16 protein-coding genes, 1 other RNA gene and 1 pseudogene are annotated in these 21,917 nt (G+C 56.3%); all 18 read left to right on the top strand.

Annotated features, from left to right (window positions below; all coding sequences use genetic code 11):
• Positions 1-78: 78 nt before the first annotated feature.
• The 18 genes and pseudogenes from GXX57_03390 to GXX57_03475 all read left to right on the top strand — a co-directional run bounded on the left by GXX57_03390 (position 79) and on the right by GXX57_03475 (position 21,494).
• A complete protein-coding gene (locus GXX57_03390) occupies positions 79-957 on the top strand; it encodes a GTPase Era (protein ID HHV43701.1) in 879 nt (292 codons plus the stop codon).
• A complete protein-coding gene (queA, locus tag GXX57_03395) occupies positions 957-1,988 on the top strand; it encodes a tRNA preQ1(34) S-adenosylmethionine ribosyltransferase-isomerase QueA (GenBank protein HHV43702.1) in 1,032 nt (343 codons plus the stop codon). Before GXX57_03390 ends, queA begins: the two co-directional genes overlap by 1 nt.
• A 9-nt stretch (positions 1,989-1,997) precedes the next feature.
• Entirely contained in the window at positions 1,998-3,110 is a 1,113-nt protein-coding gene (gene tgt / locus GXX57_03400; protein ID HHV43703.1) for a tRNA guanosine(34) transglycosylase Tgt, read from the top strand.
• Between the two features lie 141 nt (positions 3,111-3,251).
• Positions 3,252-3,476, top strand: coding sequence for a preprotein translocase subunit YajC (gene yajC, locus GXX57_03405; protein ID HHV43704.1), 225 nt, complete (start codon positions 3,252-3,254; stop codon positions 3,474-3,476).
• Positions 3,477-3,486: 10 nt separating this feature from the next.
• The gene (locus GXX57_03410; GenBank protein HHV43705.1) at positions 3,487-4,149 is read left to right on the top strand and encodes an HD domain-containing protein; all 663 of its coding nucleotides are present in this window, start codon (positions 3,487-3,489) and stop codon (positions 4,147-4,149) included.
• A gap of 155 nt (positions 4,150-4,304) precedes the next feature.
• Entirely contained in the window at positions 4,305-5,516 is a 1,212-nt protein-coding gene (secD, locus tag GXX57_03415; protein ID HHV43706.1) for a protein translocase subunit SecD, read from the top strand.
• Positions 5,513-6,406 (top strand): protein translocase subunit SecF, encoded by an 894-nt coding sequence (gene secF / locus GXX57_03420; GenBank protein ID HHV43707.1) that lies wholly within the window; start codon positions 5,513-5,515, stop codon positions 6,404-6,406. The genes secD and secF overlap by 4 nt, the downstream gene beginning before the upstream one ends.
• A 98-nt stretch (positions 6,407-6,504) precedes the next feature.
• Positions 6,505-8,169 (top strand): AarF/ABC1/UbiB kinase family protein, encoded by a 1,665-nt coding sequence (locus GXX57_03425; GenBank protein HHV43708.1) that lies wholly within the window; start codon positions 6,505-6,507, stop codon positions 8,167-8,169.
• A 66-nt stretch (positions 8,170-8,235) separates the two neighbouring features.
• Complete coding sequence (gene recJ / locus GXX57_03430; GenBank protein HHV43709.1) at positions 8,236-10,788, top strand: single-stranded-DNA-specific exonuclease RecJ; 2,553 nt, start codon at positions 8,236-8,238, stop codon at positions 10,786-10,788.
• On the top strand, positions 10,733-11,251 hold the full coding sequence (locus tag GXX57_03435) for an adenine phosphoribosyltransferase (protein HHV43710.1): 519 nt from the start codon (positions 10,733-10,735) through the stop codon (positions 11,249-11,251). Before recJ ends, GXX57_03435 begins: the two co-directional genes overlap by 56 nt.
• Before the next feature lie 22 nt (positions 11,252-11,273).
• Positions 11,274-13,430, top strand: a complete 2,157-nt coding sequence (locus GXX57_03440; protein ID HHV43711.1) for a bifunctional (p)ppGpp synthetase/guanosine-3',5'-bis(diphosphate) 3'-pyrophosphohydrolase — start codon at positions 11,274-11,276, stop codon at positions 13,428-13,430.
• A gap of 16 nt (positions 13,431-13,446) precedes the next feature.
• The gene (locus GXX57_03445) at positions 13,447-13,896 is read left to right on the top strand and encodes a D-tyrosyl-tRNA(Tyr) deacylase (GenBank protein HHV43712.1); all 450 of its coding nucleotides are present in this window, start codon (positions 13,447-13,449) and stop codon (positions 13,894-13,896) included.
• A 14-nt stretch (positions 13,897-13,910) separates the two neighbouring features.
• Positions 13,911-14,552, top strand: a pseudogene (locus GXX57_03450) (MBL fold metallo-hydrolase).
• 182 nt (positions 14,553-14,734) lie between these two features.
• Positions 14,735-16,192, top strand: a complete 1,458-nt coding sequence (locus GXX57_03455; GenBank protein ID HHV43713.1) for a hypothetical protein — start codon at positions 14,735-14,737, stop codon at positions 16,190-16,192.
• Positions 16,193-16,386: 194 nt separating this feature from the next.
• Entirely contained in the window at positions 16,387-17,649 is a 1,263-nt protein-coding gene (locus GXX57_03460; protein ID HHV43714.1) for a histidine--tRNA ligase, read from the top strand.
• A 19-nt stretch (positions 17,650-17,668) separates the two neighbouring features.
• Positions 17,669-19,450, top strand: a complete 1,782-nt coding sequence (gene aspS / locus GXX57_03465) for an aspartate--tRNA ligase (protein HHV43715.1) — start codon at positions 17,669-17,671, stop codon at positions 19,448-19,450.
• A gap of 483 nt (positions 19,451-19,933) precedes the next feature.
• Positions 19,934-20,120, top strand: a non-coding RNA gene (ssrS, locus tag GXX57_03470) — 6S RNA.
• A 93-nt stretch (positions 20,121-20,213) separates the two neighbouring features.
• Entirely contained in the window at positions 20,214-21,494 is a 1,281-nt protein-coding gene (locus GXX57_03475) for a replication-associated recombination protein A (protein ID HHV43716.1), read from the top strand.
• Positions 21,495-21,917: the final 423 nt, after the last annotated feature.

Here is a 21,917-nt window from a genome sequence, read left to right on the forward strand (position 1 = left end):
ATATGGTACATTGCCGGCCTGATCCTGTCTGGATACATAAGGCCGAAGCCGTGAACACTAGGCTAAGGGAGGGACAGTATGGAGATTAGGTCAGGTTTTGTGGCTATTGTGGGCCGGCCCAATGTGGGCAAATCTACTTTATTGAACCAGATCGTGGGCTCGAAGGTGGCGATTGTCTCCAACAAACCCCAGACCACCCGGAACCAGATCCAGGGGGTCTTAACGCGGCCTGATGCCCAGGTGATCTTCATTGATACCCCGGGGTTGCACAAACCCTTGCATGAATTGGGCGAGTACATGGTTCAACAGGCCCGATCCGCGATCCTGGAAGTGGATGTGGTGGTCTTTCTTTTTGACGGGGCTGCAGGGTTTACCGCCGCCGACGAGCGGATCCATCAAGAACTTGTAGATCTTGCCCAAGGAGGACCGGAGCTTTTGGTGGTGGCCAACAAAGCCGACCTGATGGAAAAGGATCAACGAGAAGAGCTCCTGACCCTGTTTCCCACCTTGCTTTTCGTTTCAGCGGTCACCGGTGAGGGAGTCGACGCCTTTGTGGAGCATTTGGTGAGCAAGCTTCCCCTGGGACCTCAGTATTATCCTTCGGATTGGGTGAGTAATCACCCAGAGCAGTTTATCGTGGCGGAGTTTATCCGGGAGAAGGTGCTGGAGTACACCGAGGAGGAGGTCCCCCATGCGGTGGCGGTGATGATCGATGATTTTTCCCAGCGGGAGGATCGGGACCTGATCGATATCCACGCGACGATTATCGTGGAGCGGGATTCCCAGAAGGGGATCATTATCGGTAAAGGGGGCCGCATGCTTAAGAGCATCGGCCAGGGGGCGCGGCAGGAGATCGAGGCGTTATTGGGTAGCCAGGTGAATCTGCAGCTGTGGGTGAAAGTGAAGAAGAACTGGCGGAAAAAGGAAGAAGAACTGCGCAGATTTGGATATGAATGATGAGAACCGACGATTTTTACTACGAATTGCCCAAAGAATTGATCGCCCAAGCACCCTCCTCGGAGCGGGACAAGGCGCGGCTGATGGTGGTAGAGCGCCAGGGAACAGGCATTGAACATAGTTGTTTTGCCGCGCTGCCCAATTATCTGCGGCCGGGGGATTTATTGGTGCTCAATGATACCAAGGTCCTCCCCGCCCGTCTGCTGGGTCGGAGAAAACAGACCGGTGGCCGGGTGGAGATCCTGCTTCTTTCCCCGGTGGGGGAGGCCCGGTGGCGGGTCCTCATGAAACGGTCCAAGAGGCTCAAGGTGGGAGAAGAGTTGGTCTTTGGCCAAGGGGAACTGGTGGGGACCCTGGTAGCTAAGGAAGATGAGGGCAAGGGCCTTGTGGACTTTCATAGCGAGGCGGCCTTCCTGGAGGTGTTAGAAAGGGTGGGTCAGGTACCCCTACCGCCCTATATCTCCCGGGAGCCTACGGACTGGGATCGGGAAAGGTACCAGACGGTCTATGCCCAAAGACTAGGTTCGGCAGCTGCCCCCACCGCGGGCTTGCATTTCACCCCCCAGCTTCTGGAGACCCTCCGGGCCCAGGGGGTGGGAACCGCCTTCCTGACCCTGCATATTGGCTTGGGGACCTTCCGTCCCGTGCAAACGGAGCGGATCGAAGATCACCGGATGCACAGCGAGTTTTTCCAAGTGGATGAGTCCTGTGCCCAGGCCATTGCCCGGGCCAAGGAGGAGGGCGGGCGGGTGATCGCGGTGGGCACCACGGTGGTCCGGGCCCTGGAGGCCACCGCCAAGATCCTAGGTGAAGTGAAGGCGTACAGCGGTTGGACTGATATCTTCATCTATCCTGGGTTTGAATTCCAGGTGATCGATGGTTTGATAACCAACTTTCATCTGCCCTGTTCTACACTGTTGATGTTAGTCTGCGCCTTCGGTGGGCATCAGCGGATCCTGGAAGCCTACCGGGTGGCGGTAAGGGAGAAGTATGCCTTTTACAGCTACGGCGACGGGATGTTGATCATCTAACGGAGGAGATTGGGATTGAGTTTTCAAGTATTGGGTCGGTGCGGTACCACAAGGGCGCGGTTGGGGTTGCTGACTACGCCCCACAGCCAGATCCCCACACCGGTGTTTATGCCCGTGGGGACCCAGGCTACGGTGAAGACCATGGCCTCGCACGAATTGAAGGCCTTGGGGTTTCAGATTATCTTGGCCAATACCTATCATTTGTATCTGCGACCTTCCGACGGACTAATCGCCCGCCTGGGGGGGCTGCACCGGTTTATGAATTGGTCGAGGAGCATCCTCACCGACAGTGGAGGTTTCCAGGTCTTCAGTCTGAGTGAACTGCGCACCATCACCGAGGAAGGGGTCACCTTCCGCTCACATCTGGATGGGAGTGAGCATTTTATCGGTCCGGAGAAGTCCATCGCTATTCAGGAGAACCTCGGAGCGGATATCATCATGGCCTTTGACGAGTGTACTCCCTATCCCTGTACGGAAGAATATGCCAGGGAGTCCCTGGAGCGCACCACCCGGTGGGCCATGCGATGTCTGCGTGCCAAAACCAGGGAGGATCAATTGCTATTCGGCATTGTGCAAGGGAGTACCTTCGCACACCTGCGGCGGGAGAGTGCTAAACAGATCGTGGACCTGGATTTCCCGGGGTACGCGATTGGCGGTCTGAGCGTGGGTGAGCCCAAGGAACTGATGTACGAGATGCTGGATGTAACCGTTCCTGAGCTACCCGAGGAGCGGCCCCGTTACCTGATGGGGGTGGGTTCTCCCGATGATTTGGTGGAGGGGGTGGCCCGAGGCATTGACATGTTCGACTGCGTATTGCCCACCCGGCTTGGCCGCCACGGGACCGTTTACACCTCCACAGGCAAACTGGTGATCCGCAATGCCCAGTACAAGGAGGACCCCAAGCCCATGGATCCGGCCTGTGGGTGTTGGGCCTGCCAGAACTTCTCCCGGGCCTATGTGCGGCACTTGCTCCATGCCGATGAGGTGTTGGGTATTCGGCTGACCACCTACCACAACCTGTATTTTCTGGGACAATTAATGGCAAGAATAAGGGAAAGTTTGGCCCAGGGATCATTTCCGGAGTTTTACCGGAGGTTTAAGGAACAATGGTCTTTGGCCTAAGGGAGATTTAGGCTGAGGACCTTAAAGACAAGACGAGGGGGTAATACTTTGTTGCTACCATTGTTGACAACAGAAGTGGCAGAAACGACGACGACTGGTGGAGCTCAGGGGCTAGTGAGCAGCCTGGTCTTCTTCGGGCTCATGTTGGGACTTTTTTACCTCATGTTGATCCGGCCCCAGCAAAAGCAGCAAAAGCAACGGCAAGAGATGCTCGGCAACCTGAAAAAGGGCGATCGGGTGATTACCATCGGTGGTATCTATGGGGAAATTGTTAAGATCAGCGATGATGATGTGACCTTGAAGATTGCCGACAACGTAAACATCCGGGTCACCAAAGGCGGTGTCGGCCGGGTGCTTAGCGAATAGAGGGATTGTCTTGCCGGTCACCCTTGCCACGATCAAGCAAAACCACACCATCAACACCTTTCTGCGTCAGGCGGACCGGAATCTAGCCATCTTGGGCTTGACGGAACACGGGTTCCGGCATGCCAATTTGGTGGCGCAGATCGCGGGGAACGTACTGGAACGCTTAGAGTATCCCCCGCGCGAGGTGGAGTTGGCACAGGTCGCCGGCTATTGCCATGACATCGGTAACCTGATTAGCCGGGCCAATCACGGGGGCTTTGGGGCCTGTTTGTTGTTTCCCATTCTGAAAGAGCTGGGGATGTCCGACGAAGAGAGCGCGATCATCATTTCCGCGGTGGGTAACCACGAGGAGGAAGTGGGTACTGCGGTTACGCCAGTGTCGGCGGCGTTGATCCTCGCGGACAAAAGCGATGTGCACAGGACGCGGGTGCGTAACCCCGATCAGGCCACCTATGATATCCACGACCGGGTGAATTTCGCCGCGGTGCGCTCCTTTGTGAACGTAGACAAGGAAAAGAGGACCGTAGCTTTGGAGCTTACCATCGAGCGGGAGATCTGCCCGGTGATGGACTACTTTGAGATCTTTCTTTCCCGGATGGTGATGTGTCGACGCGCCGCGGAGCTTTTGGACTGTCAGTTTAAGTTGGAGATTAACGGCGCTAGTCTTCTGTAGCCGCATCTTCTTTGGTGTGGGTGAAATTGCCGGTGGGTTCCGTTATGAAACGGGGCATTGCTGTGCTACAATGCAGTGGAGGCTAAGGGTGGATGGTAGACCTAGAAGGTAGGCAGAGTGTTGCATTTTGCCAAAATGCTAGGAGGAAGCAAAACATGCACAAAGGAAACCGAATCAGACTGGTGGTGGTGTTAGCCTTGCTGGTCGCGGCCGGTGTTCTTCTGTACCGGATGCCCCTGCGACTGGGCCTAGACCTGCAAGGCGGTGTCCACGTGGTGCTGCAGGCGAAAGGCAGCGACGATGTGGAAGTGGATGAGGATTTGATGCAGCGGGTGATTACAGTCATCGATCGCCGGATCAATGCCCTGGGGGTTACCGAGCCGGTGATTCAACCGGAGGGCGTGGATCGGGTGATTGTGGAATTACCGGGGGTCCATGATCATGAAGAGGCACTGCGGGTGATTGGTCGTCCTGCCCAATTGGAGTTTTGGGATCCCTATGGCAATACGGTGCTGACCGGGGCGGATCTGGCCGATGCACGACAGAGTTTTGACAACATGGGGCGGCCGGGGGTCGCGGTCACCTTCAACAGGGATGGGGCCCGGAAATTCGCCGAACTGACGGCCCGCTCCCTGGGGATGCAATTACCCATCGTCCTGGACGGAGAGATCATCAGTAGTCCTCGGGTAGAAACCATCATCCCCGACGGAAAAGCGATTATCTCCGGGGCCTTCACCATTGAAGAGGCCCAGGAGTTGGCCCTTCAGTTGAGGGCCGGAGCCTTGCCGGTACCCCTGGAGGTCCTGGAAGTACGCAATGTGGGTCCCAGCCTGGGCCAAGAGTCCATTGATGCCAGCTTGAAGGCCGGAATCATTGGTGTTCTTTTAGTCTTTCTCTTCATGCTTCTTTATTACAAACTGCCCGGTGCTGTGGCGGACCTAGCGTTGGCCATCTATGTGGTCCTGGTGTTGGGTGTGTTCACTGCCTTGCGGGCCACCTTGACCCTGCCGGGAATCGCGGGTTTCATCCTGTCTATTGGGATGGCGGTGGATGCCAACGTTATCATCTTTGAACGGCTGAAGGAGGAACTGGCCGCAGGCAAGCGGCTGCGGGCGGCCATTGATGCGGGATTCCATCGGGCCTTGCCCGCCATTGCCGATGCTAATATCACCACCCTCATTGCCGCGGTGGTATTGTTCATTTTCGGTAGTGGACCGATACGCGGCTTTGCGGTGACCTTGGGGATCGGTATTGTGGTCAGTATGTTTACCGCCATCGTGGTGACAAGACTATTCTTGCATCTGGTGGTGGATCGGAATCCGGAGAAGTATGCCAAGTACTTCGGGGTGAGGGGGTTGAATCAATGAAGCTTGCGGAAAGGAAAAAACTGTGGTTGGGGACTGCAGCCTGCCTCGTCCTGGTCAGCATACTTCTTCTGCTTACCAAGGGCCTGAACTTCGGAATTGACTTCACCGGTGGGACCCTCCTGGAACGGCGACTGCCCGTAGCCACCAATGGTACCGAGATCATGGAGCAGTTGTCCCAGTTGGATCTGGATCTGGGGCAGCCGGTGATCCAGATGGCGGGAGACCGCGATGCCATCATCCGTACAGCGCCCCTGGATAGTACTGAGATCGATCTGGTGGATGCGAAGCTAGCAGAGGCCTATGGGGATGTGGAGGTCCGGCGCACCGAGATGGTGGGTCCTGTGATCGGCGGGGAGCTCATTAGAAAGGGCCTTTGGTCTTTGGGTCTGGCTGCCATTTTAATGCTGATTTATGTGGCCTTTCGCTTTGAGTGGACCTTCGGGGTGGCGGCGGTTTTGCCCTTGCTGCATAATGTGTTAGTGGTCTGTGGGCTCTTTGCCCTGTTGGGCATGGAGATCAACACGAACTTTATCGCGGCCATTCTTACGATCGTGGGCTATAGCATCAATGACACCATCGTGATCTTTGACCGCATCCGGGAAAACAGGCGGAATCAACCAAAGCTCGATCAGGATACGTTGGTGGATACTTCGGTGACCCAAAGTCTCACCCGGACTATCAATACCAGTGTGACCACCTTGTTGGTGTTGGTGGCCCTGCTGATTTTGGGCGGAAGCACCATTCGGGATCTGGTCATCGGGTTGATCGCGGGGATCGTGGTGGGAACCTTGTCTTCCCTTTTCCTGGCCAGCCCCTTGTGGCTGTGGCTTGAGGAGCGTAAGAAGACAGCATACTATGAAACGGGGACCAAATCCCCGAAAAGAGACTAGTGTTCCTGGGGGATGGCTGTGGGCCATCCCCCGGGTGTATCGGGGGAGGAAAACGAAAAAAGGGGGGGTGCCGAGGCAACACGTAAGGAAGGGATCCGATGGGTTTACGACGCACATATAAACACTTTCGGCGGTATCGGCAGATTGCGGAGGTGCTCCTGCGGGAGGGGTTCGGCTACCTGGTGGATCAATTGGGGCTAAAGAGGTTTTTGCCCTGGCCGTTACGCCCCCTTGTCTTTCGCCAAACCTCCTTGGATCCGGTGACCTTTGCACAACGGGTGCGGCGCAGCTTAGAAGCCCTTGGTCCCACCTTTATCAAGTTGGGGCAGACCTTGAGCACACGGCCTGATCTTGTGCCGGCGGAGGTTATTGGAGAATTGGAGAGACTGCAGGATGCGGTGGAGCCGGTACCCTTTCCGGTGGTGCAGAGGATCCTGGAACAGGAGTTGGGCGGGGCCCTGTCGGAGCTTTTTCAGGAATTGGACCCTGTCCCCATGGCCTCCGCCTCTTTAGGCCAGGTCCATCGGGCGCAGTTGCCCGCGGGGGAGACGGTGGTGGTGAAGGTGCAGCGTCCCGGAATCCAAAGGCTAATTGACACCGATTTGGAGATCCTACGAACCTTAGCTCATTCTTACCGGGAACGCCTGGCACCCGAAGGTTTCGATCCGGTGGAACTGGTGGATGAATTCGGTCTGGTCTTGCAGAACGAACTGGATTACGTAATTGAGGCTGCCCAGATGGAACGGATGGCCCGGGATTTCAAATCGGATCCTAGGGTGCACATCCCTAAGGTCCACTGGTCATATACCACGTCCCGGGTGCTCACCATGGAAGAGGTCCGGGGGACGAAGATCGACAGGGTCTCCCTCTTAAGGGACCAGGGCATCCCCTTGGACCAAGTGGCCCGAAACCTCGTGACCCTCTATTTCGAACAGATCTTCCTTCATGGCTATTTCCACGGGGATCCCCACCCGGGAAACCTCTTTGTGGATGCCCAGGGGGTCATTTCCTTTGTGGATTTCGGGATGATGGGTTACCTGGATCCCGACACCTTGGAGCCTTTGCTGGGAGTGTTACGGGGGATCCGGACGGCACAGCCGCGGCAGATTGTCCGTGCCCTGGGGAAACTGGGTATTCTGCCCCGGGGGAAGGAGCCTGCCTTTCTCCAGCGGGATCTGCTGATCCTGATCCATCGTTACTCTGGGGTGCCCCTTAGGGACCTGTCCCTGGGTGATGTGTTGAATCGGATTGTGGGTTTGGTGAAGAAACATCACCTGCGGTTGCCTGCGGATTTGGCTTTGCTAGTGAAGACCGTGATCGGGGTGGAGGGCCTGGCTAGGAAACTGGATCCACAGATCAGTCCCTTGGAGATCCTAGAGACCTTGGGTTCGGAACCTTGGCGCTGGGCCGCCAAGGGCCTCGGAACCCGGACCCAGGAAAAGGTGACGGAACTGGCCAAAGCGGTGCCAAGGATTGTCCTTTCCACAGAACGGGTGTTGGGGAAGCTCAGTGGGGATGAACTGGGGATCAGGTTTTATCATGAAGGTTTGGAGGGGTTCTTGCATCGCCTGGAACTCATCAGCAACCGCCTTACCTCTGCCCTCATTGTCTCAGCCCTTGTCATTGCCTCCTCTTTAGTGCTACTATTTCACCAAGGACCAACACTCTTCGGCTATCCAGTTTTAGGTCTTACCGGGTATCTCCTTGCCGGGTTTCTGGGGTTTTGGCTGTTGGTCTCCATTCTCCGTGCGGGAAAGCTTTAGTGGTTTTGTCCATGGGAAAGGCAGGTGGATCCTTCGGCACCAGAGGGTGCCGAAGGGCGTATATTGATGAAGTGGGTTGTGCGGGAAACTGACCGGGCCCGAAGCCGGCAGCTGGCTGCGGAATTGGGGATCTCTCCCTTGCTTGCCCAGCTTTTGGTAAACCGAGGCCTGAGGGATGCGGTAGCGGCCCGGGCCTTCTTGCGGCCCCGGTTGGAAGCTCTCCATGATTACCACTTGCTGCCGGATTTGGAACCGGCGGTAACGCGGCTATGTCAGGCTTTGGAGAATAGGGAGAGGATAGTGGTTTACGGGGATTATGACGTGGATGGTTTGACGGCCACTACCCTACTAGTGGAGGTTTTGAACCGCCTGGGCGCTACCGTGGATTACTATATCCCCGACCGCTTCACCGAAGGTTATGGACTCCATTGCGAGGCCATAGGGGCCCTACGGGAGCGGGGCTGTGACCTTTTGCTTACGGTGGACTGCGGGGCCGCCGCCGTTGTAGAGGCGGAATTGGCCGCTTCTTTAGGGATCGATTTGGTGATTACGGATCACCACGAAGTGGGGGAACAACTGCCCCAGGCCGTTGGGGTGGTGAACCCCAAGCGGAAGGACAGTGGGTATCCCTTCCGGGAGCTAGCGGGGGTGGGCGTAAGCTACAAGTTGGCCCAAGGGCTGTGGGAGCGTTGGACTGGGACTTCCTTCCCCATCCAGGAGTACTTAGACTTGGTGGCCCTGGGGACCGTTGCCGATGTGGTTCCCCTGGTGGATGAGAACCGGATCTTGGTGAAGTTCGGGCTGGAACAGTTAGCCCGGACCAGACGTATTGGGTTACGGGCCCTGTTGGAGCTGACCCAACTAGAGGGGGAGCTGCTGGAGGCCTATCACGTGGGTTTTGTGTTGGCTCCCCGGCTCAATGCCGCAGGGCGCATGGATCACGCTCTGGGTGCCTTAGAGTTGCTGCTGACCACGGATCTCCACCGGGCCCGGGAGCTTGCCCAGCATCTGGACCGGATCAACCGGCAGCGCCAAGTGGACGAGGCCCGGATCGTGGAGGAGGCGGAAGGGATGATCCAGGACCGGGGTCTGCTAAAAGACCGGGCTTTAGTCCTTGCCAGCCCCAACTGGTCTTCGGGGATCGTGGGCATTGCCGCCTCCCGGTTGGTGGAACGCTATCACCGGCCGACGATTCTAATCGCCCTGGATGAGGGCTTGGGGAAGGGCTCGGGCAGAAGCATCCCCGGTTTCGACCTGTATGAAGCCTTGGGGGCTTGCCAGGGGAGCCTTGTTGGCTACGGTGGCCATACCATGGCCGCAGGACTTTCGGTGCAGGAGGAATTGTGGAACCGATTTGCCCAGGAGTTTGTGGCCTATGCTAATCACCGGCTTACCCCGGAGGATATTGTACCCCGGTTGGAGATCGATACCTTGGTAGATCTAGATGAGCTGGATTTGGCTTTGGTGGATGAGGTGGCAGCTTTAGCCCCCTTTGGCCCGGGAAACCCTCGGCCCTTGTTCGGTTGTCGGGATGTGACGGTACAAAGTTACCGGCGGGTGGGCAATGGCGATGCCCATCTGCAGCTTTGGGTCCGGCAGGGGGATCGGCAACTGGCCTGTATTGGCTTTCGTATGGGTGACCGGGAAGAGGTGCTCACTGCCCAGGTGGATCTGGCCTTTCGGGTGGCGAAGAACCAGTGGCAGGGGGAGGTCTCCCTCCAAGGGCAACTGGTGGATGTGCGCCCCTCTGTCTTGCCCCAGGCCTACCACCGGGCCCGACAGGTGTATGATGGCAGGGCTTGCACGAACAAGGCCCAGTATTTGGCGGAACTTTTGCCCTGGGAGGGGAAGATCACCGTGTATGCGGGGGTGGTTCCCGCCACCGATGAAGAGCTTGCCCTGTGGCAGCGGGCCGGCTTTACCCTAAAGGAAGAACGGACCTTTACCGGGGAGGGAGGGCTTGTCCGGCTGGAGCATCCGGCGGGAACGGTCCGACTTGTCCACAGTCTGTACCTTGGGGAAGAGGTTCTTGCGAAGATGGGGGATGGGGCCCTGGGGGTGTGGGGAATGCCCTTGGGGTACGGGGAGTTGGTCCGGTTGCTGACCTTGGTGCCAGCGTCGCGGATCTATTTCCTGATCAGTGATGACCAGGTGAATAAGACCAAGGAACTGTTGCCCTTTTTGTGTCCCGACCGGAAGACCTTGGGTCGGGCCTACCGACAGCTTCAGCCGGGGTGCACCCTAGAGGAGTTTACGGGATTTGTGCGGGACGAACTTTTGGGGTTAAAGGGCATCGAACCGGGCAAGGCCCTGACGAATCTTGTGGTCCGGGGGATTCTGGAGATCTTTTGCGACCTGGGTTTGCTCCAGCAGGACGGGGGTTATCTGTCGGTAAGCCATCCTGGACGCAAGCTAGACTTAACCTCATCGATTCGTTATAATGAGAATAAATTCCTTGTCAAGACCTTTCACCGGTTTTCCCGGTATGTGCTTACCCAACCGGTGGAGAAGATTCTTGGGGATTTGAACAGCTTAGAGACTGGTGCAACTAGGAGGGTACTTGGTGGATCTCAAATCAATGATCAGGGAGGTTTTGGACTTCCCCAAGGAGGGCGTTAGTTTCAAGGACATCACCACGGTGATCCGGGACGGACAAGCCCTGCGCTATTGTATTCGAACTATGGCGGACTATTTCCGTCCCAAGAAGCCTGAGATCGTGGTGGGGGTGGAATCTAGAGGCTTTCTCTTGGGGGCTCCCTTAGCCTATGAGTTGGGAGTTGGATTTGTCTTGGTGCGCAAGCCCGGCAAATTGCCGGCGGCCACGGAGCGGATCCAGTATCAACTGGAGTATGGGACCGATGCATTGGAAATCCATCGGGATTCCTTTTCCCCGGGCACACGGGTGCTGATGGTGGATGATCTATTGGCCACCGGCGGGACCATCAAGGCCGCCGCAGAACTGGTGGAGCGCCTGCAGGGCGAGATCGTCGGCTTCAGTTTCCTTATTGAGTTATTGTACCTGGGGGGCCGAAAGAAATTGGAAGGCTATGATGTCTTGTCGTTAGTACAATACGAAAGCTAGGCTTTCCGGGGGGTTGGGCAGCGTGTCTTTGGAGCAATTACTGGGGAGAATCCGTGAATATGCACCCGATGCAGATCTGTCCCCGGTGATCGATGCCTATCATTTCTCCAAAGAAGTCCATCAGGGGCAGTATCGGGACTCGGAAGAGCCCTATTTTTCTCACCCCTTCCAAGTGGCGATGATCCTGGCTGATTTGGAGATGGAGGCCACGATTATCGCCGGGGGGTTGCTCCATGATGTGGTGGAAGATACCGATGTCACCCTGACCCAAATCCGGGAACGCTTTGGCGATGAGATTGCCCTCTTTGTGGATGGAGTGACCAAGCTTAGCAAACTGCCCTTCCGGACCAAGAAGGAGCAGCAGGCGGAGTCTTTGCGCAAACTGTTTTTGGCCATGGCCCAGGACGTGCGGGTGGTTATCATCAAGTTGGCAGACCGGTTACACAACATGCGAACCCTCGATGTCCTGTCGGTGGAAAGACAGCAGAAGATCGCCCGGGAGACCCTCGAGATCTACTGTCCCTTGGCTAACCGGCTGGGGATGTGGCAGATTAAGTGGGAGATGGAAGAGCTGGCCTTTCGTTACCTTTATCCCGAAGATTACTTTGCCCTCGTGGAACAGGTGGGCCGCAAGCGCTCTATGCGCGATGCGGACTTGGTCTATGTAATGGATCAGCTGAAGAAACGTTTGGATCAAATGGGGATCAAGGCGGAGCTTAGCGGCCGGACCAAGCATGTCTACAGTATCTACCAGAAGATGAAGACCCAAAACAAGACCATCGATGAGATCTACGATCTTCTGGGGGTGCGGGTAATCGTCAATTCGGTGAAGGACTGCTATGGTGTACTGGGGATCGTGCATAGTCTGTGGAAGCCGGTGCCGGGCCGATTCAAGGATTACATCGCCATGCCTAAGGCCAACATGTATCGGTCCTTGCATACCACCGTCATCGGTCCCGGGGGCGAGGCCTTCGAAGTTCAGATTCGTACCTGGGAGATGCATTGGGTGGCGGAACGGGGTATTGCCGCCCATTGGTTGTATAAAGAAGGCGGTTCCCAGGATAGCAAGTTTGAACTGAAGATGGCCTGGCTGCGGGAAGTGATGGATTGGCTCAAGGAAATGAAAGACCCCGACGAGTTCATAGAGATGTTGAAGACCGACCTCTTTGAGGATGAGGTCTTCGTCTTCACCCCCAAAGGCGATGTGAAGACTCTCCCCATGGGGGCCACCCCTGTGGATTTTGCCTTTAGCGTCCACACCGATGTGGGTCTGAAATGTGCAGGGGCTAAGGTGAATGGCCGGATCGTGCCGCTGGATTATCAGCTGAAGAACGGAGAGTTCGTGGAGATTCTCACCGCCAACAACGCTTCCCCCAGTCGGGATTGGCTGAATTTTGTGAAAACTTCCAAGGCCCGTTCCAAGATCCGGGCTTTTCTGAAGGAAGAACGGCGGGAAGAGAATCTGCAGCGGGGCAAGGAGCTGTTGGAGCGGGAGGCCAAGAAGTTCGGGGTCGATCCCAGCCAAGTCTTAAAACCGGACAAATTGACCCAAGCAGCAGGCCGCTATGGGTTTGTCTCCGGGGACGATCTCCTTGCCGCCATTGGTTTTGGGAAGGTGCCGCCCCGGCAGGCCTTGGGTAAGATCATTGACCCCAAGGAGTTGGAAAAACGGCGGCAAGAGCTTAACCTGGCCAGGAAAAAACAGCAGATGCCCGAACCCCTTCGCCGACAGATTCAGGGAGTACGCTGTCGGGGAGTGGACAATTTACTAGTGCGTTTTTCCCGCTGTTGCAACCCTGTGCCCGGCGATCCCATTGTGGGCTACATTACCCGGGGGCGGGGGGTGTCCATCCACCGGGAGGATTGCCCCAATGTGACCTACCTGGAAAATGAGCCGGAACGGCGCATCGAGGTGGAATGGGTGGAGCAGACGGAGGTTTCCTACCCGGTGGAGATCCGGGTGGAGGCCATTGATCGGGTGAATCTCCTGGCCAATATTATGAACACAGTATCAGAACAGAAGACGAATATTGAAGGAGTCAATGCCCGGGTGGACCGGGATAAGGCCATCATTGACCTGGTCCTGGACATTTACAACGTGGGGCATATGAACAGTATCATTAACCAGTTGAAGCAGGTGTCCGGTGTCTTAGATGTGTACCGGGCCCATCCAACGTAGAAGGTAAGGGGATAGCGTGCGGTTAGTTGTGCAACGGGTAAAAAGGGCGGAAGTGCTGGTGGACGGTCAGTCGGTGGGGCGTATTGGTCCTGGGGCCTTGATGTATCTCGGTGTGGCCCATGACGACGAACCGGCTGACTACATGTACTTGGCGGAGAAAGCGGCGCACCTGCGGATCTTTGCCGATGAGGCAGGTCGCATGAATCTTTCCCTTTTGCAGATGGGTTATCCCGCCTTGGTGGTATCCCAGTTCACTTTGTATGGGGATTGCCGGCGAGGGCGCCGTCCGGATTATACCGCGGCGGCGCCGGCGGAGAAGGCTTTGGAGCTTTATCATGGGTTTATTCACCGCCTTGGGGAACTGGGCGTTGCGGTGGAAACGGGCCAGTTCCAGGCGGACATGCAGGTGGTTTCGGTCAATGATGGACCGGTGACCCTGCTTTTGGACAGTAGACGCAACTTTTAGGGGGAAAGCCAATGATGAAGATCAAGTGTTGTGCCGTCGGTGCCTTGGCCACCAACTGCTACCTGATCGAAACTGACAGGAAGTGGGGGATCGCGGTGGATCCTGGGGCCGAGGCGGCAAGGCTACTGGCCACCATCCGGGAGATGGATCTGGACCTGCGGTACATATTGTTGACCCACGGCCATTTCGATCATATTGGTGCCGTTTCACAGCTTTGCCGAAGTACTGGAGCGAAGATCGTAATCCATGAGAAGGACGCGCCGATGTTGGTGGACCCGGCCGCAAATTTGTCCTTGTTTTTCCATGACCGCATTACGGCCCGGCCCGCGGATATCATTCTCAAGGGAGAGGAGGATCTGGTACTGGGGGACGGCACCAGGATTCAAGTCTTGGAGTCGCCGGGACACACTCCGGGCGGCGTGGTCTATGTTTTCGATGGGGTGGCATTTACCGGGGATACTCTCTTTGCAGGTTCCATCGGACGCTATGATTTTCCCGGCTCCTCATTCAAACAGTTGCAGAGCTCTTAGCAGAAGCTATGCGCCTTGCCGGAGGAGACCGCGGTCTACCCAGGACACGGCCCGGGGACGACCATTGGGAGGGAGAAAAAACTCAATCCTTTCATCAATGGACCTCTTACCGGAAGTACTTTGTAGTAGGGCTGGCTTGTTTTGGTGCCGGCTGGGAGTCAAAAACGCATAGGATCAATCTTTGTTTGCCTGACGCCTTGAAGGGACGAAAATTGACAGGGCAGCGGCGAATCAAGTACAATGAGACAAGGTTATACGCCAGGCAATTGGTACTGCAATTCTTCTAGATAATTATTGGGGGTAGGGACATGGTATTTTCGAAAATGCGGAAGGCCAGCAAGGTGGTCTTGGTTATTGTAATCCTTGGGTTTGCCGCTTCGGGGCTTTATGCAGCCCTGCGCAGTCGATACAGTGGTAGTGGAGCGGAAGGTCGGGTGGTGGTTACGGTGAACGGTACCCCGATCTATGATCATATATTGACGCAGCAGTTCAATATGGAACTTATGTATGCGAACTACTACCAAAGCATGTTTGGCTATGGTGAAGTGAGCTGGTTGAGTTGGGAAGCGATGAAATATGATGTGCTGACACGACTCATTGCCGAGGAACTTCTGATGCAGAAGGCGAAGGCGGATAAGATTAAAGTGACCAATGCTGAAGTGGAAGCCGAACTCAGTGCTCTGAAGGCCCAGTACGGCGAGGACCTCGGGACTCCGGACAGTGTCGTCAAGGAGCATATCCGTGCATATCTCCCAGCGGAGAAGTTGTTACAGCAGATTGAAAGTAGCGTGGAAGTCACCGATGAAGATCTTGTTCGTGCCTATGAAGAGGTGAATGCCCGGCATATCCTAATTAGCACCGATGGGCGGGATGAGGATGAGGCTAGGGCCTTAGCGGAAGAGCTTTTGGCCCGGGCGCAGGCCGGTGAGGACTTTGCTGTCCTGGCAGAAGAGTACTCCGATGATCCCGGCAGCCGATTCTCCGGCGGTGAGCTGGGGTATTTCTCCCGGGGGATGATGGTCCCAGAGTTTGAGGAAGCAGCCTTTAGTACCGAGGTGGGCGGCTATGCTTTGGTACAGACCACCTACGGTTTCCACGTGATCAACGTCCTGAACCGCAAAGAGGCGGTCGGTCCTGAGTTCGAGGAGGCCAAGGAAGAACTTAAGCAGAGTCTTCTCAGTGAAAAGGTCGGAGCCAAGATCAATGAACTGATCGAGGAACTGTGGGAACAGGCGGAGATTGTCTATCAGGATCGCCAAATGGAAGGGCGGTATCTCTATCTAAAGGGTGACTTTGAAGGGGCCATCGAGGCCTACAATGCGGCTATGAAGGCCAATCCCCAGGAGTTCGGAATCTACCCATCGTTGGCCGAGGCCTATGCCCGCACCGAGAACCTGGAGAAGGCCGTGGAGATCATGCAGGCCTGTGTCGAACAGCTGAGTGGAAGCTCCATGGTTGCGGAAGCCTATGTATTACTGGGACAGTACCACATGCTGCAGGAAGAGGAAGATCTAGCGGCCCAGTCCTTCGTAAAGGCGTCGGATGCCGACCAGTACGATCTGATGCTGCACTATACCCTCCAAGCCGTGCTGGCCCAGATGGGTCGCACCGAGGAGTTAGAGGTCATCAACCAACGGATCGAGGCGATCTACGCAGCCAATGAGCAAATGTATGAACAGCAGGAGGAACTGGCAGAAACCGAGGATGTTGATGCCGTAGAGGATATGGAAGTTGAGACCGAAGAAGAGGTCGTTGTGGAGGAGTAGGTAAGGTATGCACTTCCGTCCGCTGTGCCCTACGGTACAGCGGACCTATTTTTGCTATGGTTGGGTCGACGCAAATCCAGCTGTTGCCCCTTTCCTGGGGGAACCTACATAATGAACAGTGATCCGGTTGGGGTTTCCTCTACCTGGGCAACGGGGTTTTGCGGACCTTTGTGAGTGGAAGGAGTAGTTGTTCTATGGCACAGATTACAACCCCCCGGGGGACGCGGGATGTGTTACCGGGGGAAGTGGAACGATGGCAGTGGGTGGAACAGGTCTTCCGCCAGGTGGCCGGGAGTTACGGCTACCGGGAGCTGCGCACCCCCATTTTTGAACATACGGAGCTGTTTACCCGCGGTATCGGACAAGGCACCGACATCGTGGAAAAGGAGATGTATACGTTCGTTGACAAGGGCAACCGGAGTCTGACCTTGCGGCCCGAGGGTACCGCACCGGTGGTCAGGGCCTTTCTGGAACACCGCATGTATGGGAACCCGGAACCCAGCAAACTCTACTACATCGGGCCCATGTTCCGCTACGAGCGGCCCCAGACCGGTCGTTACCGGCAATTTCACCAGTTTGGTGCGGAGCTGCTGGGGGTGGGCGAACCCTTGGGGGATGTGGAATTGATCCTGATGGTCATGGACTTTTACCGTGCCCTGGGGTTGCAGGATTGCACTTTGGTGATCAATTCCATTGGTTGTCCGGAGTGCCGGGCGGAATACATTCAGAAACTGTTGGCCTTTCTTGCGGATAAGCTTGATCTTTTCTGTGCAGATTGCCAGAGACGCTATGAGCAAAACCCCCTGCGGGTTTTGGACTGCAAGGAAGCCAGTTGCAAGGAACAATTGGCCACGGCGCCACTGCTTAAGGACTATTTGTGCCAGGAGTGCAAAGACCATTTCCAAGAGGTATTGACCGGTCTTGATGATCTTGGGGAACCCTATAGGATAAACCCCTATTTAGTCCGTGGCTTCGATTATTACACCAGGACCGTCTTTGAGATTACCTCGTCCCTTCTAGGTTCCCAAGATGCCTTGGGCGGTGGCGGACGTTATGACCGGCTGGTGGAGGAAAGCGGTGGACCCAGTACACCGGCGGTGGGTTTTGCCGCTGGGATGGAGCGGGTGCTTCTGGCTTTGGAGAAATCCCAGGGAGAGCAGGAGGCCCCTTTGGCCTGTCAGGTTTACCTAGTGGTCAGCGGAGAGCCGGTGCGCAGGGCCGCAATGCGGACCCTCTTTTACCTCAGGCGCCATGGGGTGGCCACCGAGATGTCCTACGGTCCCCGGGGGATGAAGGGCCAGTTTAAGTCGGCCAATCGCCTTGGTGCTAGATTTGTCGTCGTCTATGGTGAGGCGGAGTACCAACAGGGCCAAGTGATTCTCAAAGACATGCAGACCGGCCAGGAGACGCTGGTTTCGGAAGCACAGCTCCTGGAAGAATTGCAACAGCGGTTGTAGTCTAGGTGGAGGAATGAATATGTGGAAACGAACAGATAAGTGCGGAGAATTGAGAGAGCAGGATGTAGGTCGACAAGTGACCCTGTGTGGATGGGTCCACCGGCGGCGGGACCACGGTGGGGTCATCTTTGTGGATCTGCGGGATCGCTCGGGGCTAGTGCAGATCGTCTTCAATCCCGCGGATTGTTCCGAGGAGACCTTTGGTCTTGCGGAGACGTTGCGCAGTGAATTCGTGGTGGCCGTTTCCGGGGAGGTGCGCCGGCGGCTGGAAGGGATGGAGAATCCCCGGTTGGCCACCGGTAAGATCGAGGTCTTTGTGCAGGAATTAAACGTGCTGAGTGCGGCCGCCACTCCGCCTATCTCGGTGGAGGATGAGCGGATCGACGTAGATGAGGCCATGCGGCTGCGTTACCGATTCTTGGATCTGCGGCGTCCCCAAGTACAGCGGGTCTTCGCCCTGCGGCACCGGGTTGCCCAGTTGGTGCGCCGGTACTTGGACGAGCAGGGTTTTTGGGAAGTGGAGACTCCCATGCTGACCCGTTCTACCCCCGAGGGGGCGCGGGACTTCCTGGTGCCCAGCCGGTTGCAGCCGGGCGAGTTTTACGCCCTACCCCAATCGCCCCAGCTTTTCAAGCAGCTTTTGATGGTTTCAGGGTTCGAAAAGTATTTCCAAATCGTCCGGTGTTTCCGGGATGAGGATCTGCGGGCGGACCGGCAGCCGGAGTTTACCCAGATCGACTTGGAGCTTTCCTTTGTGACCAGGGAAGATGTCATCCAAGTGATCGAAGGGTTGGTGCGGGAAGTGGTGCGCCAAGTCAAGGGAGAGGAACTACCCGATCCCTTGCCCCGTCTGACCTACGCCGAGGCCATGGATCGGTATGGCAGCGACAAACCCGATCTCCGTTTTGGGATGGAATTGCGGAATGTGTCGGATCTGGTGAAGGATTCGGATTTCCAGGTCTTTTCCAAAGTGGTGTCCAGCGGCGGTGTGGTGAAAGGTCTTGCTGTTCCGACGGGGGCGTCCTTTGCTCGCAGTCGCATTGACGGGCTTACCAAGCGGGCTACGGAACTGGGGGCCAAAGGATTGGCTTGGATGCAATACACCGCGGAAGGAGAGATCAAGTCTCCCATTGCGAAGTTCTTCTCTGCGGATGTGTTGCAGCAGATTATTGCCCGGATGGAGGCTAAACCAGGGGATCTGTTGATCTGGGTGGCCGATACACCGGCGGTGGCCAATCAGGTTCTGGGCCAGTTGCGGGTGGAGTTGGCCGGTGAGCTAGGCTTGCTGGAAGGTAAGGCCGATTATTACCTATGGGTTGTGGAATTCCCCTTGGTGGAATACGATGAGGAGGAGGGCCGCTATGTGGCGGTTCACCATCCCTTCACCGCTCCACTGGAGGAGGATACGGAGCTTTTGACCACGGAACCTGGTCGGGTACGCTCTGCGGCCTATGACCTGGTGTGCAACGGTATGGAGGTGGGTGGCGGAAGTATCCGTATCCACGATCGCCAGCTCCAACAGCAGATGTTTGAGCTGTTGGGGATTTCTCCCGAAGCCGCGGAGGAAAAATTCGGCTTCTTGTTGGAAGCATTTCGCTACGGAGTGCCTCCCCACGGTGGCTTTGCCTTCGGCTTTGATCGCTGGATCATGCTCTTGGCTGGTGTTGATTCCATCCGTGAATGCATCGCCTTCCCCAAGACCCAGAGGGGTACGTGTCTGCTGACCAAGGCACCCTCGGCAGTGGCGCCCAAGCAGCTGGAGGAAGTGGGGATTCGTATTGCTCCCCGGGTGAAATCTTAGGTTGATAGCGGTGTAGGAATCCCTCTTGACAAAGAGAGCTCTGTGGCCCCTTGTTCTCGGGGACCGCGGAGCCTTTTTGATTCCAGGATGTATGGGTGGAGGAGAGAGTGGGTTACGTGGCAATTTACCACGCATGTTCACTGTGGGGAGGGTTTCGGCGAGGGCGAAAAGCACCTGGGGTTTGTGTTCGCTCCGCTGGGTTTGTATCCAACAAAGGTGGGTTGGGGGTATTTCCCGCCTTCAGAGACTAGGATGTGGGTAGTAACTACTTGCGAAGATGGTTCCTGTCCTAGAAGAGAGCGAGAGGTGCCCACAGCGGCGGAAGGGGAAAGTAAGATGATGTATCGGCCCAGATCGTGATGATCCTACAAAATTCGGGCGCACTGCTTAGATTCTGGTAAGCTTCCTACCTTGCATTGGGAGCGAATCTGTGATAGTATTTAGTTACCTTGAGGTAATCGATATGGCCATTGGACGACAATCTTATCCCTGCTGTGTGCGTGGTTAAGCTGGTGGTGTTATTGACCCAACACCATGACAAAGGGAGCTTAGCTCTCTCTGTGGGAAGCAGGCCCGGCGCGAATCCGGGAAGCGGAAAGCAGAGAGGCGGGCACCCACCTGCCGAGCGCGGGTTCAATGCAAACCAGTCGTAACGGCACAGCGGGGTCTTTTTGTATCCAATACCAAGTGGTATTACATACCCCATTTAACTCAATACAGAAGGGCGGTGTGGCGATTCCCATACCGACGGGTCGCCGACAGGATGGATGTTAGGAAGGATGCGCCGTTGGCTGTGCGGATGCGCCCGCGGACACTGGCGGAATTGGAAGGTCACGAAGAGGTCATTGGCGAAGGGACTCCCTTGTGGCGTGCTCTTCGGCGGGGTTACGTCCCTTCTTTGATCTTCTACGGACCACCCGGCAGTGGTAAGACGACCCTGGCCCGTCTCATTGCTACCGAGACCCAGACCCATTTTACTGAATTAAGTGCGGTGATGGCCGGGGTGAAGGATATCCGGGCGGTGGTGGAGGAGGCCCAGGAGCGAAAGGCCCGGGCCAATCAGCAGACCATCCTGTTTATTGATGAGGTCCATCGGTTCAACAGCACCCAACAGGACGCCCTGTTGCCCTATGTCGAAAACGGAATCGTCACCTTGGTTGGGGCCACCACCGAAAACCCTATGGTCAGTGTGCGGGGGGCGCTATTGTCCAGGTGTATGGTCTTTGAACTGAAGAAGCTCTCCAAAGACTCGATGGCCAGGATCATCCACCGGGCGCTCACCGATGAGGAACGGGGACTGGGGATGTATAAAATCAGGCTTACTGAGGAGGCCCTGGAATACCTTTTGACTTTTTCCGACGGGGACAGCCGTACGGCGTTGAATATTCTGGAGTTTTTGACCGCGGGCTGGGGAGAGGACGGGCAGGAGCTTGTCATTACCGAAGAGGATGTGGCCAGTGCTTCCCAACGGATGCTGCGCTTCGACCGTACGGGGGACTACCACTACGATTTGGCGTCGGCTTTCATCAAGAGTATCCGCGGTAGCGATCCCCAGGCCACTTTATATTGGCTGGCCAAGATGATCTATTCCGGAGAAGATCCGCGGTTTATTGCCCGGCGGATGGTCATTGCCGCCAGTGAGGATATTGGTTTGGCGGATCCGGTGGGCTTGATGCTGGCCACTGCTGCCTTTGACGCTGTCTCCAATGTGGGGATGCCCGAGGCACGGATCATCCTGGCCCATGTGGCCCTTTATCTTGCCACCGCGGAGAAGAGCAACAGCGCCTATTTGGGCATTGAACGGGCCTTGTCCTGCGTGGCCAAGGAAGAAGTGGGTGAGGTGCCCCTGCATCTACGGGATGCGTCATATAAAGGGGCAAAGGAGCTAGGCCATGGTGTAGGATACAAGTATCCCCATGACTATCCCAACCACTGGGTAAAACAGCAGTACCTGCCGGATATTCACAGGGACAAAGTGTTCTATGAACCCACTGAGCAGGGAAGGGAACGGCGGGTGCTGGAACGATTTGGCAGAAAGAGCTAGTAGCCTGTGGGTAGTCTTAAGCTGTCTTATCCACGGGCTGTGCCAAGGCGATGGACTGGCGTTTTGTTCAGAGTCAGGTGGGACGTTCCCACGAACCCCGGCTCTTGGGCCGGGCGCTGGTTTTCGTAAGGTATCGGGAAAAGCTTGTTCCCTTGCCCCTCGGGCACAGTGATCTGGGAAGGTCCCCTTTTATTCTGGTGAGAAACCATTGGCATTGCCAGAACATCTAGTTTCTGCATCTCTTTCAATTGTTTTGGACGGATGGAAAGCGATCCGGTGTGTCACTGCCGGATCGCTTTTTGGTGTGCCCAGCATGTCTGCTGAGCCGATGGGTTGAAAGAAACCCTGTCGCCTAACTAGCGGGAAGACAATCCGTAGGCAAGGGCGTCACTGGTAACGGTGGGGTCTGAAGGAAGCCGAAGG

Source organism: Bacillota bacterium, from assembly GCA_012839765.1.
Taxonomy (GTDB): Bacteria; Bacillota; Limnochordia; order DUMW01; family DUMW01; genus DUMW01.

Coding starts and splice junctions, on each gene's coding strand:
- GXX57_03390 (HHV43701.1), top strand. CDS start 79: ATGGAGATTAGGTCAGGTTTTGTGGCTATTGTGGGCCGGCCCAATGTG.
- queA (HHV43702.1), top strand. CDS start 957: ATGAGAACCGACGATTTTTACTACGAATTGCCCAAAGAATTGATCGCC.
- yajC (HHV43704.1), top strand. CDS start 3,252: ATGTTGGGACTTTTTTACCTCATGTTGATCCGGCCCCAGCAAAAGCAG.
- secD (HHV43706.1), top strand. CDS start 4,305: ATGCACAAAGGAAACCGAATCAGACTGGTGGTGGTGTTAGCCTTGCTG.
- secF (HHV43707.1), top strand. CDS start 5,513: ATGAAGCTTGCGGAAAGGAAAAAACTGTGGTTGGGGACTGCAGCCTGC.
- GXX57_03425 (HHV43708.1), top strand. CDS start 6,505: ATGGGTTTACGACGCACATATAAACACTTTCGGCGGTATCGGCAGATT.
- recJ (HHV43709.1), top strand. CDS start 8,236: ATGAAGTGGGTTGTGCGGGAAACTGACCGGGCCCGAAGCCGGCAGCTG.
- GXX57_03455 (HHV43713.1), top strand. CDS start 14,735: ATGGTATTTTCGAAAATGCGGAAGGCCAGCAAGGTGGTCTTGGTTATT.
- GXX57_03460 (HHV43714.1), top strand. CDS start 16,387: ATGGCACAGATTACAACCCCCCGGGGGACGCGGGATGTGTTACCGGGG.
- aspS (HHV43715.1), top strand. CDS start 17,669: ATGTGGAAACGAACAGATAAGTGCGGAGAATTGAGAGAGCAGGATGTA.
- GXX57_03475 (HHV43716.1), top strand. CDS start 20,214: ATGGATGTTAGGAAGGATGCGCCGTTGGCTGTGCGGATGCGCCCGCGG.